Origin of the sequence: Pseudomonas agarici, assembly GCF_001543125.1 — a bacterium.
GTDB lineage: Bacteria > Pseudomonadota > Gammaproteobacteria > Pseudomonadales > Pseudomonadaceae > Aquipseudomonas > Aquipseudomonas agarici.
Genome location: NZ_CP014135.1, coordinates 2,611,637 through 2,624,528 on the forward strand (window position 1 = coordinate 2,611,637; position 12,892 = coordinate 2,624,528).

Annotated in this window: 14 protein-coding genes, 1 pseudogene and 1 riboswitch; of the genes and pseudogenes, 13 read left to right on the forward strand and 2 right to left on the reverse strand. The window is 63.4% G+C overall.

Annotated elements, in window-relative coordinates; all coding sequences use genetic code 11:
• Positions 1–19: 19 nt before the first annotated feature.
• Both AWM79_RS11480 and AWM79_RS25985 read right to left on the reverse strand, forming a co-directional pair.
• Positions 20–1,333: a PQQ-dependent sugar dehydrogenase gene (locus tag AWM79_RS11480; protein ID WP_060782861.1), complete on the reverse strand. Its 1,314-nt coding sequence runs from the start codon at positions 1,331–1,333 to the stop codon at positions 20–22.
• Between the two features lie 73 nt (positions 1,334–1,406).
• Positions 1,407–1,631, reverse strand: a pseudogene (locus AWM79_RS25985) (hypothetical protein); the annotation flags it as partial.
• Positions 1,632–1,861: 230 nt separating this feature from the next.
• A riboswitch (cobalamin riboswitch) is annotated at positions 1,862–2,082 on the forward strand.
• Positions 2,083–2,163: 81 nt separating this feature from the next.
• On the opposite strand from AWM79_RS25985, the gene cobO reads away from it, so the two are divergent.
• Genes cobO through AWM79_RS25900 form a run of 13 tightly spaced genes read left to right on the forward strand, consistent with a single transcriptional unit; the run spans position 2,164 to position 12,889 of the window.
• Positions 2,164–2,775 (forward strand): cob(I)yrinic acid a,c-diamide adenosyltransferase, encoded by a 612-nt coding sequence (cobO, locus tag AWM79_RS11490; RefSeq protein ID WP_017130956.1) that lies wholly within the window; start codon positions 2,164–2,166, stop codon positions 2,773–2,775.
• Entirely contained in the window at positions 2,772–4,151 is a 1,380-nt protein-coding gene (locus AWM79_RS11495; RefSeq protein WP_060782862.1) for a cobyrinic acid a,c-diamide synthase CobB, read from the forward strand. The genes cobO and AWM79_RS11495 overlap by 4 nt, the downstream gene beginning before the upstream one ends.
• Positions 4,148–4,798, forward strand: a complete 651-nt coding sequence (gene bluB / locus AWM79_RS11500) for a 5,6-dimethylbenzimidazole synthase (RefSeq protein WP_017130954.1) — start codon at positions 4,148–4,150, stop codon at positions 4,796–4,798. The genes AWM79_RS11495 and bluB overlap by 4 nt, the downstream gene beginning before the upstream one ends.
• A complete protein-coding gene (gene cbiB / locus AWM79_RS11505; protein ID WP_060782863.1) occupies positions 4,795–5,703 on the forward strand; it encodes an adenosylcobinamide-phosphate synthase CbiB in 909 nt (302 codons plus the stop codon). Before bluB ends, cbiB begins: the two co-directional genes overlap by 4 nt.
• Positions 5,696–6,688 (forward strand): threonine-phosphate decarboxylase CobD, encoded by a 993-nt coding sequence (cobD, locus tag AWM79_RS11510; RefSeq protein ID WP_017130952.1) that lies wholly within the window; start codon positions 5,696–5,698, stop codon positions 6,686–6,688. The genes cbiB and cobD overlap by 8 nt, the downstream gene beginning before the upstream one ends.
• Complete coding sequence (locus AWM79_RS11515) at positions 6,685–8,139, forward strand: cobyric acid synthase (RefSeq protein ID WP_017130951.1); 1,455 nt, start codon at positions 6,685–6,687, stop codon at positions 8,137–8,139. The genes cobD and AWM79_RS11515 overlap by 4 nt, the downstream gene beginning before the upstream one ends.
• A gap of 15 nt (positions 8,140–8,154) precedes the next feature.
• Complete coding sequence (cobU, locus tag AWM79_RS11520; RefSeq protein ID WP_017130950.1) at positions 8,155–8,676, forward strand: bifunctional adenosylcobinamide kinase/adenosylcobinamide-phosphate guanylyltransferase; 522 nt, start codon at positions 8,155–8,157, stop codon at positions 8,674–8,676.
• Positions 8,673–9,728, forward strand: coding sequence for a nicotinate-nucleotide--dimethylbenzimidazole phosphoribosyltransferase (gene cobT, locus AWM79_RS11525; RefSeq protein ID WP_017130949.1), 1,056 nt, complete (start codon positions 8,673–8,675; stop codon positions 9,726–9,728). The genes cobU and cobT overlap by 4 nt, the downstream gene beginning before the upstream one ends.
• Positions 9,725–10,303: an alpha-ribazole phosphatase family protein gene (gene cobC, locus AWM79_RS11530; RefSeq protein ID WP_017130948.1), complete on the forward strand. Its 579-nt coding sequence runs from the start codon at positions 9,725–9,727 to the stop codon at positions 10,301–10,303. Before cobT ends, cobC begins: the two co-directional genes overlap by 4 nt.
• Positions 10,304–10,305: 2 nt before the next feature.
• Positions 10,306–11,037 (forward strand): adenosylcobinamide-GDP ribazoletransferase, encoded by a 732-nt coding sequence (locus AWM79_RS11535; RefSeq protein WP_026013065.1) that lies wholly within the window; start codon positions 10,306–10,308, stop codon positions 11,035–11,037.
• Positions 11,038–11,096: 59 nt separating this feature from the next.
• On the forward strand, positions 11,097–11,510 hold the full coding sequence (locus tag AWM79_RS11540; protein ID WP_017130946.1) for a MarR family winged helix-turn-helix transcriptional regulator: 414 nt from the start codon (positions 11,097–11,099) through the stop codon (positions 11,508–11,510).
• Positions 11,511–11,561: 51 nt separating this feature from the next.
• Positions 11,562–12,770: an MFS transporter gene (locus tag AWM79_RS11545; protein ID WP_017130945.1), complete on the forward strand. Its 1,209-nt coding sequence runs from the start codon at positions 11,562–11,564 to the stop codon at positions 12,768–12,770.
• Entirely contained in the window at positions 12,767–12,889 is a 123-nt protein-coding gene (locus AWM79_RS25900; RefSeq protein ID WP_017130944.1) for a hypothetical protein, read from the forward strand. Before AWM79_RS11545 ends, AWM79_RS25900 begins: the two co-directional genes overlap by 4 nt.
• Positions 12,890–12,892 lie beyond the last annotated feature (3 nt).

Consider the following 12,892-nt stretch of genomic DNA (forward strand, 5'->3'; position numbering starts at 1 on the left):
GCAACTCCTCATCCTCGGACTAACGGCTGGCGGACACGCGCCAGATTTTGTTACCCACATCGTCCGCCACCAGCAGGCCGCCCTGTTGGTCGATGACTACCCCGACCGGGCGGCCCCTGGCATTTTCATCCTCGTCGAGAAAACCCGTCAGCACATCCAGTGGCTGCCCATTCGGCTTGCCTGCGGCGAAGGGCACGAAAATCACCTTGTAGCCGCTGTGTGGTTTGCGATTCCAGGAACCGTGCTGGCCGATAAAGGCCCCTTGGGTGAACGGCTCAGGCAGCTTGCTGCCCTGGGCAAAGGTCAGTCCAAGCGATGCCGTATGCGGCCCGACGGCGTAGTCCGGAGCGATGGCCTTGGCGACCATGGCCGGGTCCGAAGGCGATACCCGCGCATCCACGTGTTGGCCGTAATAGCTGTAGGGCCATCCATAGAACCCGCCCTCCTTCACCGAGGTAATGTAGTCCGGCACCAGGTCGCTGCCGATCTCGTCCCGCTCGTTCACCGCGGTCCACAGTTTGCCGCTCTGCGGCTCCCAGGCCAGGCCGTTGGGGTTGCGCAGGCCGGAGGCAAAGATCCGGTGGCTGCGGGTGGCTGGATCGACTTCCCAGATCGCAGCGCGACCTTGCTCTTTGTCCAGGCCGTTTTCGCCGACGTTACTGTTGGAACCAACGGTGACGTAGAGCTTTCCCCCGTCCTGGCTGGCAATCACATTCTTGGTCCAGTGGTGATTGAGGGGGCCGCCGGGCAAATCGATGATCTTCTCCGCTTGTTCCTTGATCACGGTTTCACCCGGCTCATAGTGGAAGCGCAGCAGGGCATCGGTGTCGGCGACATACAGGTCATTGCCCACCAGCGTCATGCCGAAAGGCGAATTGAGTTGGTCGATAAAGGTCGTGCGGGTTTCCGCGATCCCATCGTGATTGCTGTCGCGCAGTAGGGTAATGCGATTCGCGCTGGGCACCCCGGCCCCGGCGCGATCCATGACCTTACGGGAAATCCAGCCACGAATGCCCTGGTTGTCGTCGGGCTTGGGTGGCGAGTTGGTCTCGGCAACTAGTACATCGCCGTTGGGCAGCACATACAACCAGCGCGGGTGGTCGAGGTTTTCGGCAAACGCGGCGACTTGAGTGCCGGCTGCCGCCACTGGCTTGGCGCCCTGAGGCCAGCCGATGGCGGGGGCGATATTGACGGTGGGAAGGAGGGTCTTGTTCGGTTCCGTAAGCTTGGGAGAGGGACCGGTGCCCTCGGACACCGACAGGGTGGAACTTTCGCCGCAAGCCGCCAATCCACTGGCGAGCAGGATGATCAGAGCGTGCTTGTGCTGGAACATGCTGAGTCTCCGTCGATGCTTACGCGGGTCTAGAAGTAGAGAAGCATAGTCGACGCAGGTTCAATCCTTTTGCTCAAGCCTCCTTGAACAGCAGGGCGATGCCGGGATGGTAGTGGTCGGCTTCGTTGTGCAGCTTGCGGTAGGCATAGGGGAAGTACCAGGCCACCGCGTAGCTATTGGTCTTTTGCAGGTCGTCGACCATACCCTGTAGGTCTTCCAGACTCGGACTCCGTTGGGGGTTGAATGGCGAAACAAACAGACAACCGAGCCTGAGATGATGAGGATGGTTAAGCTTTTGGCGGCGTTGATCGCGTCGAGCAGGGCCGGCATCCGATGATCAGGTCCTGCATGGGGGTTTCTCTTTTTATTGTTGAGTGGGTTATGGCTGTTTGATATCAACTGTCCTCGCCAAAGCACAAATTCTGGCGGCAGTTTTTGTTGGCGGGTGTCTTGGACGATTTTCCAGGCTCAGGGGGACGTGTTTTTGTTGTGGCGGCTTTATTTGACGCTCCATCCTCAACCCTCTAACCTTCTCAACTTGTTTCAGGTGCTCTGTGGCGATGCGTCGACAGGGTGAAACAGGGAAGCCGGTGAGCCCTTTCGACAGGTGCGATTCCGGCGCTGCCCCCGCAACGGTAAATGAGTCAAGACTACGCTTTTCGCCACTGTGCCGGCGGCACGGGAAGGCGCGCGGTCCTGCGCTTGCGCAGCTCATGAGCCCGGAGACCGGCCTGATCCATCCCACAGCATCACGGCGGGCGATGCTGGACCGTTGCGGTCGTGTTTTTTCCAGCCCCGTTTGCCTTATCCAGCCCCAACGGAGAGCTGTCATGAACCCATCCCCCGATCGCGATGAACGTCATTTGGCGCGCATGTTGCGCAAAAAAGCGGTGATCGATGAACGTATCGCCAGCGCTCCCAACGAGTGCGGCTTGCTGCTGGTCCTGACGGGCAATGGCAAGGGCAAGAGCAGTTCCGCCTTCGGCATGCTCGCCCGAGCCATGGGCCACGGCATGCAGTGCGGCGTGGTGCAATTTATCAAGGGTCGCAGCAGCACCGGCGAGGAGCTGTTCTTCCGGCGTTTTCCCGAGCAGGTGCGGTTCCATGTGATGGGCGAGGGATTCACCTGGGAAACCCAGGACCGCCAGCGTGATATCGCCGCCGCTGAAGCCGCCTGGACCGTCTCTCGGGAGCTGCTCGGCAACCCGGCTATCGGTCTGGTGGTGCTCGATGAGCTGAATATCGCCCTCAAACACGGGTACCTGGATCTCGACCAGGTACTGAGCGATCTGCAGGGTCGGCCGCCAATGCAACATGTGGTGGTGACCGGACGCGGCGCCAAGCCGGAAATGATCGACCTGGCCGATACCGTCACGGAAATGGGCCTGCTCAAACATGCGTTCCAGGCCGGGATCAAGGCGCAGAAAGGCATCGAACTATGAATCAGCCGCGTCGTTGCCCGGCGGTGCTGATCGCCGCGCCAGCGTCCGGCCAGGGCAAGACCACGGTGACGGCGGCGCTGGCGCGCCTGCACCGCAATCAGGGGCGCAAGGTCCGGGTGTTCAAGTGTGGCCCGGATTTTCTCGACCCGATGATTCATGAGCGGGCCAGCGGCGCGCCGGTGTATCAGTTGGACTTGTGGATGGTCGGCGCCGAGGAAAGCCGTCGTTTGCTGTGGGAAGCGGCCGGTGACGCCGACCTGATCCTGATCGAAGGGGTCATGGGCTTGTTTGACGGTACTCCGTCCAGTGCCGACCTGGCTCGGCACTTCGGTGTGCCGGTGCTGGGGGTCATCGACGGCACGGCCATGGCCCAGACCTTTGGTGCCCTGGCGCTGGGCCTGGCGCGTTATCAACCGGACCTGCCGTTCGCCGGGGTATTGGCCAATCGCGTGGGGACGCTGCGGCATGCGCAGTTGCTCGAAGGTAGCCTGACCGAAGGCCTGCGCTGGTACGGCGCGCTCTCTCGGGAGACCGGGATCGAGTTGCCGAGCCGGCACCTCGGGTTGGTCCAAGCCAGCGAATTGAATGACCTCGATCGGCGCCTCGACGCTGCCGCCGAGGCCCTGGGCGCAAGTTGCGAAGTCGCGCTGCCGCCTCCGGTCGAGTTTGCCGCGCCGACGCTGATCGCTGCCGAGCCATTGCTGGCTGGCGTGCGGATTGCGGTTGCCCGTGACGAAGCGTTCGCGTTTATCTATGGTGCCAACCTGGATCTGCTTGGGGCGATGGGCGCCGAGTTATGCTTCTTTTCGCCGATTCACGATGCCGGCCTGCCAGACGTTGATAGCCTTTACCTGCCAGGAGGTTATCCGGAATTGCACCACGTGGCGCTGGCGCGAAACACTTCGATGTTGATGGCGATCCGCGATCACCAGACCAAGGGTAAACCCTTGCTCGCCGAGTGCGGCGGGATGCTCTACCTGCTCGATGCGCTGACCGACGTCGACGGTCGACGCGCCGAGCTGCTGGGCCTGTTGGCGGGAGAGGCGGTGATGCAGAAACGCCTGGCTGCCCTGGCCTTGCAGGCCGTGGAGTTGCCGGAAGGTTTGTTGCGCGGACATACCTATCACCATTCGCTGACCACTACCGAACTGACTCCGATTGCTCGCGGGCTGAGCCCCAACGGCGGGCGCGGCGCGGAAGCCGTGTACCGCGAAGGGCGGACGACTGCGTCCTATGTGCACTTCTACTTTCCGTCCAACCCTCGGGCGGTTGCCGCGTTGCTGGCACCTGATGCAGCAATCAACTTTGCCCAGGTCGGCGCTCTCTGTGTGGAAGCGAGCTTACCGGGGCGCCGGATCGCTGGGAGCAGACCATGACTGACAACACATTCTCCATTGAAGAGCGAAATGCAATCTACCGCGCCATCGCCGAGCGCCGCGACATGCGTCACTTTGTCGGGGGTACGGTGCCACCAGCACTCCTGGCGCGCCTGCTGGAAGCCGCACACCAGGCGCCGAGTGTCGGTCTGATGCAGCCGTGGCGGTTTATCCGGATCAGCGATCGCTCGCTGCGTGAGCGGATCCGGCAACTGGTGGAAGAGGAAAGGGTCCGCACCGCCGATGCCCTTGGCGAGCGTTCCGATGAGTTCATGAAGTTGAAGGTCGAGGGTATCAACGATTGCGCCGAAGTGCTGGTGGCGGCGCTGATGGACGGTCGCGAACGGCATATCTTCGGGCGCCGGACGTTGCCGGAGATGGACATGGCGTCCGTGTCCTGCGCGATTCAGAACCTCTGGCTGGCCTCCCGCGCAGAAGGCTTGGGCATGGGCTGGGTGTCGCTGTTCGAGCCACAGGCACTGGCGGACTTGCTGGGCTTACCGGAGGGGGCCAAGCCGGTGGCGGTGTTGTGCCTGGGGCCGGTCCAGGCATTTTACCCGGCACCGATGCTCCTACTGGAAGGCTGGGCGAAATCGCGCCCTCTGAGTGAGCTGTTGTACGAAAACTATTGGGGAGTGAGTCAATGAGTGTGGCGTTGTTGAGTGTCGCCGGGGTTGCGCTGGATGCGCTGCTGGGCGAACCCAAACGCTGGCATCCGCTGGTGGCGTTCGGCCGTATCACCGATCGCATCGAACAACGCTTCAACGCCGGTGGCCGTGGCTGGCGTAGCCATGGTGTGACCGCCTGGTTGCTGGCCGTCGTGCCGTTGACAGTGCTGGCTACGGCGCTGTCCTGGGCGCCTTATATCGGCTGGGTCATCGAAATCCTGTTTCTCTATTGTGCCCTCGGCATGCGCAGCCTGGGTGAACATGTGGTACCGGTGGCCCAGGCGCTTCGTGGCGCAAACCTGGAATTGGCGCGGGAGCGCGTGAGCTATCTGGTCAGTCGCCAGACCTCGGAGCTGGATGACACGGCAGTGGCCCGTGCGGCCACCGAGTCGGTGTTGGAAAACGGCAGCGATGCGGTATTTGCCGCGCTGTTCTGGTTTGCCGTTGCCGGAGTCCCCGGTGTGGTGCTGTATCGCTTGAGCAATACCCTGGACGCCATGTGGGGCTATCGCAACGAACGTTTCGAGCGTTTTGGCTGGGCGGCGGCGAAGATCGACGATGTGCTCAACTATATTCCCGCACGACTGGTGGCGCTGACTTATGCGTTGCTGGGCAAGACTCGCCTGGCACTCAGATGCTGGCGCAGCCAGGGACCCACCTGGGACAGTCCGAATGCCGGACCAGTGATGGCCGCAGGGGCTGGTGCGCTGGGAGTCGAGCTGGGCGGCGCGGCGATCTATCACGGCGAGCTGCATCAGCGTCCGCCGTTGGGCGAAGGCCCACCCGCCGATGCCGATGCGATCGATCGCGGTTGGCAATTGGTGCAACGTGGCGTGTGGTTATGGTTGCTGATTCTCTGTCTGGGAGCAGAGTTTTATGCTTGAGCACGGCGGGCGGTTGCGCCAGGCGGTGGAGCAATACGCGATTGCCGAGGCCAATTGGCTGGACTTGTCCAGCGGCATCGCGCCGTGGCCCTGGCCGATCCCGCCGATTCCCGAGCGTGCCTGGGCTCGTCTACCGGAAACCGACGATGGCCTGGAGCAGGCCGCCTGTACTTACTACGGTGCGCCGCTGGTACTGCCGGTGCCCGGCTCGCAGGCCGCCATCCAGTTGCTGCCACGGCTGCGGCGGGCGGGCAAGGTCGGAGTGCTGTCGCCGTGCTACGCCGAACACGCCGAGGCCTGGCGCCGCAACGGTTATATCGTGCGCGACGTGCAGGAGCATGAAGTCGATTTCTTTCTCGACAGCCTCGATGTGCTGGTGGTGGTCAATCCGAACAATCCCACAGGTCTGAGTCTGGCACCGGAGCAACTGCTGGAGTGGCATGGCCGACTGGCCCAGCGCGGCGGCTGGCTGGTGGTGGACGAGGCTTTCATGGACAACACGCCGCAGTTGAGCCTGGCCGCGCATAGCCACAAGGTCGGGCTGATCGTATTGCGCTCTTTCGGCAAGTTTTTCGGTCTGGCCGGTGTGCGCCTGGGCTTTGTCCTGGCCGAGCGCAAGTTGCTCAAGTTGCTGGCTGAGCAGGTCGGTCCCTGGGCAGTGGCCGGGCCCACACGGGTGTTGGGGCAAGTCTGCCTGGCCGACCGCGCCGGTCACGTCCGGCAGCGACTGCGCACGGAGCAGGCGAGCCAGCGTCTGGTGGCGTTGTTGAGCCGTTACGGGTTTGCGCCCCAGGGCGGCTGCGCACTGTTTCAGTGGTTGATCACGTCTCGGGCCGAGCACCTGTATGAGTTTATGGCCAAGCGCGGGATTTTGTTGCGATTGTTTGTCCAGAACAGCAGCCTGCGCTTGGGTCTGCCGGTCGACGATGCCGACTGGCAGCGGCTGGAGCTGGCGTTCAAGGCGTATACCGAGGAGCACCCATGAGTACCCTGATGGTCCAGGGCACGACATCCGATGCCGGCAAGAGCACGTTGGTGACTGCCTTGTGTCGCTGGCTGAGCCGTCAGGGCATACGGGTGGTGCCGTTCAAGCCGCAGAACATGGCGCTCAACAGTGCGGTGACCGCCGACGGTGGCGAGATTGGCCGGGCGCAGGCGGTCCAGGCCCAGGCTTGCGGCCTGCCGCCGCACACCGATATGAATCCGGTGCTGCTCAAGCCCAACAGCGATACCGGTGCCCAGGTGATCATCCATGGCCGCGCCGTGACCACCATGAACGCCGTCGCCTATCACGACTACAAGGCCACCGCGATGCAAGCGGTGTTGGCGTCCCATCGACGCCTGAGTGCCGAGTACCCGGTGGTGATGGTCGAAGGCGCCGGTTCGCCGGCGGAGATCAATCTGCGCGCCGGCGATATCGCCAACATGGGCTTTGCCGAGGCGGTGGATTGCCCGGTGCTGCTGATCGCCGATATCAACCGCGGCGGGGTATTCGCCCATCTGGTGGGCACCCTGGCATTGTTGTCGGCCAGTGAGCAGGCGCGGGTCAAGGGCTTCATCATCAATCGCTTTCGCGGCGATATCGCCCTGTTGCAACCGGGGCTCGATTGGCTGCAAGCGCACACCGGCAAGCCGGTGATCGGCGTGCTGCCTTATGTCATGGACCTGCACCTGGAAGCCGAGGACGGCCTTGACTCGCGCCAGATCGACAAGGCCGAGAAGGTCCTGAAGGTGGTGGTGCCGGTGTTGCCGCGCATCAGCAACCCGACCGATTTCGATCCGTTGCGCCTGCATCCGCAGGTCGACCTGCAGTTTGTCGGGCCGGGCCAGGCGATCCCGGCGGCAGACCTGATTATCCTGCCTGGCTCGAAAAGCGTGCGCGGTGATCTGGCGTATCTGCGCGGGGCGGGCTGGGAAACCGCGATTAACCGGCACCTGCGCTATGGCGGCAAGGTGCTGGGTATCTGCGGCGGGCTGCAGATGCTCGGCGAGCAGGTGCACGATCCGTTGGGCCTGGAAGGTTCGGCGGGGTCCAGCGCCGGCCTGGGCTTGCTGGCGTTCAGCACCCAGCTCGAACAGGAGAAGCAATTGCGCAATGTGCGCGGGCACCTGTTGCTGGAGAACAGCGCAGTCAGCGGCTACGAGATTCACGCCGGAGTGACCACCGGCGCTGCCTTGGAGCGCCCGGCGGTGCAGTTGGATGACGGGCGCTGCGACGGCGCCCAAAGTGCCGATGGGCAGATCCTCTGCACGTATCTGCACGGCCTGTTCGAATCGCCCGGTTCGTGTGCCGCGCTGCTGCGTTGGGCAGGCCTGGAAGCGGTGCAGGAAGTGGATTATCACGCCCTGCGCGAACGAGATATCGAACGCCTGGCCGATCTGGTCGAGCAACATCTGGACACCGATCGCCTGCGCGGGTTGTGCGGTCTTGGCTAAGCGGATCTATTGAATATGCAGCAACTGATTCTGGGCGGTGCGCGCTCCGGTAAAAGCCGTCTGGCCGAGCGTCTGGCCGAAGAGAGCCGCCTACGGGTGACCTACATAGCCACCAGCCAGCCGCTGGATGGCGAGTTGAGCGAGCGGATCGCCCTGCACCGCCAGCGTCGACCGGCGCATTGGCGGCTGGTCGAGGAACCGCTGCAACTGGCGCGGGTCTTGCGCGACAACGCGGCCACCGATACCTGCCTGCTGGTGGATTGCCTGACCTTGTGGTTGACCAATTTGCTGATGTTGGAGGATGCGACCCGCCTGCAAGCCGAGCGTAGCGCCCTATTGGACTGCCTGGCCGAGCTGCCGGGCGAAATCATTTTGGTCAGCAACGAGAGCGGGCTCGGTGTCGTGCCGTTGGGCCAATTGACTCGCCGTTATGTCGATGAAGCGGGTTGGCTGCATCAAGCCCTCGCCGAACGCTGCCAGCGTGTCGTGTTGACCGTTGCCGGACTGCCCCTGACGTTGAAAGGAGTGGCGTTATGAGTGAATCATGGTGGCTGAACCCGTGCGCGGCGGTCGATCTGCAAGTCCGGGCGGCGGCGCTCGATCACCAGCAGCAGTTGACCAAGCCTGCCGGCTCCCTTGGCCTGCTGGAGCAGGTCGCGGTGCAGCTTGCCGGCCTGCAGGGACGGCTTAAGCCACGGGTCGATCATCTGTGGATCGCGCTATTCGCCGCTGACCATGGTGTGGTCGCCGAGGGCGTGTCGGCCTATCCCCAAGAAGTCACCGGACAGATGCTCGCCAACTTTGTCGGCGGCGGCGCGGCGATCAGCGTCCTGGCGCGGCAACTGGGGGCGCAACTGGATGTGAATGACCTTGGCACGGTGACACCGATGCTCAACCTGCCTGGCGTGCGTCATCTGCGGATCGGCGCGGGCACGGCGAACATTGTCCAGGGCCCGGCGATGACCGAGGCCCAGGGACGGCTGGCGCTGCAAGCCGGGCGTGACAGCGTGCGGCGTGCCGTGGCCGCCGAGAGTGAACTGTTTATCGGCGGCGAGATGGGCATCGGTAATACCGCCGCGGCCAGTGCCGTGGCCTGCGCCTTGCTCGGTTGCCCGGCGAAGCTGCTCGCCGGCCCTGGCACCGGCCTGGACCCGACAGGAGTCAGTCACAAGGCGCAAGTGATCGAGCGGGCCTTGGCATTGCATGCCGGGCATACCAATGACCCGTTGCAGGCCCTGTTCCGACTTGGCGGTTTCGAGATCGCGGCGCTGACCGGGGCTTACCTGGCCTGCGCCCAGGAAGGCGTGGCGGCGTTGGTGGACGGCTTTATCTGTACGGTGGCGGCGATGGTGGCGGTGCACTTGAATCCTGCTTGCCGTGACTGGCTGATTTTTGCTCATCGTGGTGCTGAGCCAGGGCATCGACATGTGCTGGAAAGCCTGCTGGCCGAACCGCTGCTGGAGCTGCGCCTGCGCTTGGGAGAAGGCAGTGGCGCGGCCCTGGCGGTGCCGTTGCTGCGGCTGGCCTGCGACCTGCACGGGCAGATGGCGACCTTTGCCGAAGCGGCCGTGGCGGATCGTCCGGCATGACGGCCCTGCATCTGGATCTGCTGCGCCATGGCGAGACCGAGCTGGGTGGCGGCTTGCGTGGCAGTCTGGATGACGCCCTCACCGACAGGGGCTGGGAACAGTTGCGCAGCGCCGTGCTGGGGCGGGGGCCTTGGGATCGTCTGGTCAGTTCGCCTTTGCAGCGTTGTGCGCGGTTTGCCGAAGAGCTGGGTGGGCGGCTCGGCTTGCCCATCGAACTGGAAAAAGATCTACAGGAGCTGCATTTCGGTGCCTGGGAAGGGCACAGCGCAGCGACGTTGATGGAGACAGACGCCGATGCGCTGGGGCGATTCTGGTCCGATCCTTATGCTTTTACCCCACCCGAGGGAGAACCCCTGTCACGGTTTTCCGAACGGGTGCTGGGGGCGGTGGAGCGCTTGCAACAGCGGTACGCCGGTCAACGCGTGTTGCTGGTCAGCCATGGCGGGGTCATGAAATTGCTGTTGGCCCGCGCTCGCGGCTTGCCCCGCGAGCAACTGCTGCAGGTCGAGGTCGCTCATGGCGCCTTGTTCACTCTGCGGGTGCAGGCCGATGGTGTGCTGAGGGAAGGACTGTGAACCTGCTGCCGTTGCGGATTGCCCTGCAATTTCTCAGCAGCTTGCCGATTCGTCTGCCGGGCATGCCATCACCCGAGGAACTGGGACGGTCGTTGCTGTGGTATCCGCTGGTGGGTCTGCTGCTGGGAATGTTGCTGTATGGCGTCGACGGGTTGCTGGGCGGGGCGCCGCTGCTCCTGCGAGGTGCGCTGTTGCTGACGGTCTGGGTGGTGTTCAGCGGCGGCCTGCACCTGGATGGCCTGGCCGACAGTGCCGACGCTTGGCTGGGCGGTTTCGGTGATCGCGAACGGACCTTGCTGATCATGAAGGACCCGCGCAGCGGACCGATCGCCGTGGTGACCCTGATTCTAGTCTTGCTGTTGAAGTTTTGCGCCTTGCTGGCCTTGATCGAAAAACAACAGGCAGTTGCCTTGATCCTGGCTCCGTTGATCGGGCGCGGCGCGCTGCTGGGCTTGTTCCTGGTGACGCCTTATGTGCGGACTGGCGGGTTGGGCCAGGCATTGGCCGATCATCTGCCACGGCGAACCGGACGTCATGTGTTGTTGGCGAGTATCCTGGCTTGCCTGATCCTGGCGGGCCTCAAGGGCGCGTTTGCCGTGCTGTTGGCGATGGGATGTTTCTTCGGGTTGCGGCAGTTGATGATGCACCGACTGGGCGGCACGACCGGCGATACGGCAGGGGCCTTGCTGGAGTTACTGGAAGCGGCGGTGCTGGTGGGGTTGGCGTTGATCTGACACTCTGGCGTTTTCTCGATAAACTGGTAACAACTGATTTGCGGGTATATACACCAATCATGTTGTCCACCGACTGTTTATGCATCAGCCTGCGTCGCGCCGCTCGTGGCGTCAGTAGGCATTATGACGGCGCTCTCGATGGCTTCGGGATCAACGTCGCACAGTATTCTCTGCTGTGTCATCTGCGGCGCCTGGACAAACCGAGCATTTCGAGCCTGGCCGAAGCCGTAGGACTGGATCGCAGCACCCTGGGGCGCAATCTGCGGGTTCTCGAAGGCGAAGGCCTGGTGCGGATGAGCGAGGGCGCCGACCAGCGCAATCGCCTGGTGCGCCTGACCGACACCGGGGCCAGGCGGCTGGAGGCGGCTTTTCCGGCCTGGCAAGCGGTACAGCGGCGTCTGGCCGAGCGCTTGGGCGATGAAAAGCGCGCTGTCTTGCAGGCGTTACTGGATGAGCTGGCGTGCGGCGAGTGATCGCCTCTATTTGCATAAAAGCGGGTATGTACCTGCTAGTGGAGCACAATAATGACATCGCTCTGGCGTAGCAGCGGCTGGATTCTTCTCGGCAGCGCACTGATTCTTGCCTTGTCGCTGGGAGTGCGACATGGTTTCGGGCTGTTCCTGCCGCCCATGAGCGCACAGTTCGGTTGGGGACGGGAGGTATTTGCCTTTGCCATCGCCTTGCAGAACCTGATCTGGGGCCTGGCACAACCCTTCACCGGCGCTCTGGCCGACCGTTTCGGCGCGGCGAAAGTGGTGCTGGTCGGCGGGCTGCTGTACGCCGTAGGCCTAGTCTTCATGGGGCTTTCCAACTCGGCCTTGGGCCTATCCCTGAGTGCCGGCCTGTTGATTGGCATCGGCCTGTCGGGCACTTCTTTCTCGGTGATTCTCGGCGTGGTCGGGCGAGCTGTCGCGCCGCAGCGACGCAGTATGGCGATGGGGATCGCCAGCGCCGCTGGCTCCTTCGGTCAGTTCGCGATGTTGCCGGGCACGCTGGGGCTGATCGGCTGGCTCGGCTGGTCGACCGCACTACTGGTGCTGGGTATGCTGGTGGCGCTGATCGTGCCGCTGGTGGCGATGCTCAAGGACCAGCCGTTGCCGGTACTGGCCGGTGAGCAGACCCTGGGCGAGGCACTGCGCGAGGCCTGTTGCCACTCCGGGTTCTGGCTCTTGGCATTCGGCTTTTTTGTCTGTGGTTTCCAGGTGGTGTTTATCGGTGTGCATTTGCCGGCTTACCTGGTGGACCAGCATCTGCCAGCCAGGGTCGGCACCACAGTGCTGGCGTTGATCGGGTTGTTCAATATCTTTGGCACCTATACCGCCGGCTGGCTGGGCGGGCGCATGTCCAAGCCGCGTCTGTTGACTGGCCTGTATCTGGGCCGGGCAGTGGTGATCGGGCTGTTCCTCTGGCTGCCGGTGACGCAGACCAGTGCCTATCTGTTCGGCATGGCCATGGGGTTTCTCTGGTTGTCGACAGTGCCACTGACCAATGGCACCGTGGCGACGCTGTTTGGGGTACGAAATCTCTCTATGCTGGGTGGAGTCGTTTTCCTGTTCCACCAGATCGGCTCCTTCCTCGGCGGTTGGTTGGGGGGTGTGGTGTATGACCGCACGGGCAGCTATGACTTGATCTGGCAGGTGGCAATTCTCCTCAGCCTGTTGGCGGCGGCCTTGAACTGGCCAGTCCGCGAGCGGCCCGTGGCACGCTTGCAGACGCAGTTGGGGGTGGCATGAATTCGTTGTGGCCGAGGCTGTTGGCCCTGGCTGGCGTGGCACTGTTGCTGGCGTTGGCCTGGTGGGGTTGGCATCAGGGGGGCTTGGCCCTGATGCAACTGGGCATGGGCGCTTGCTAGTGG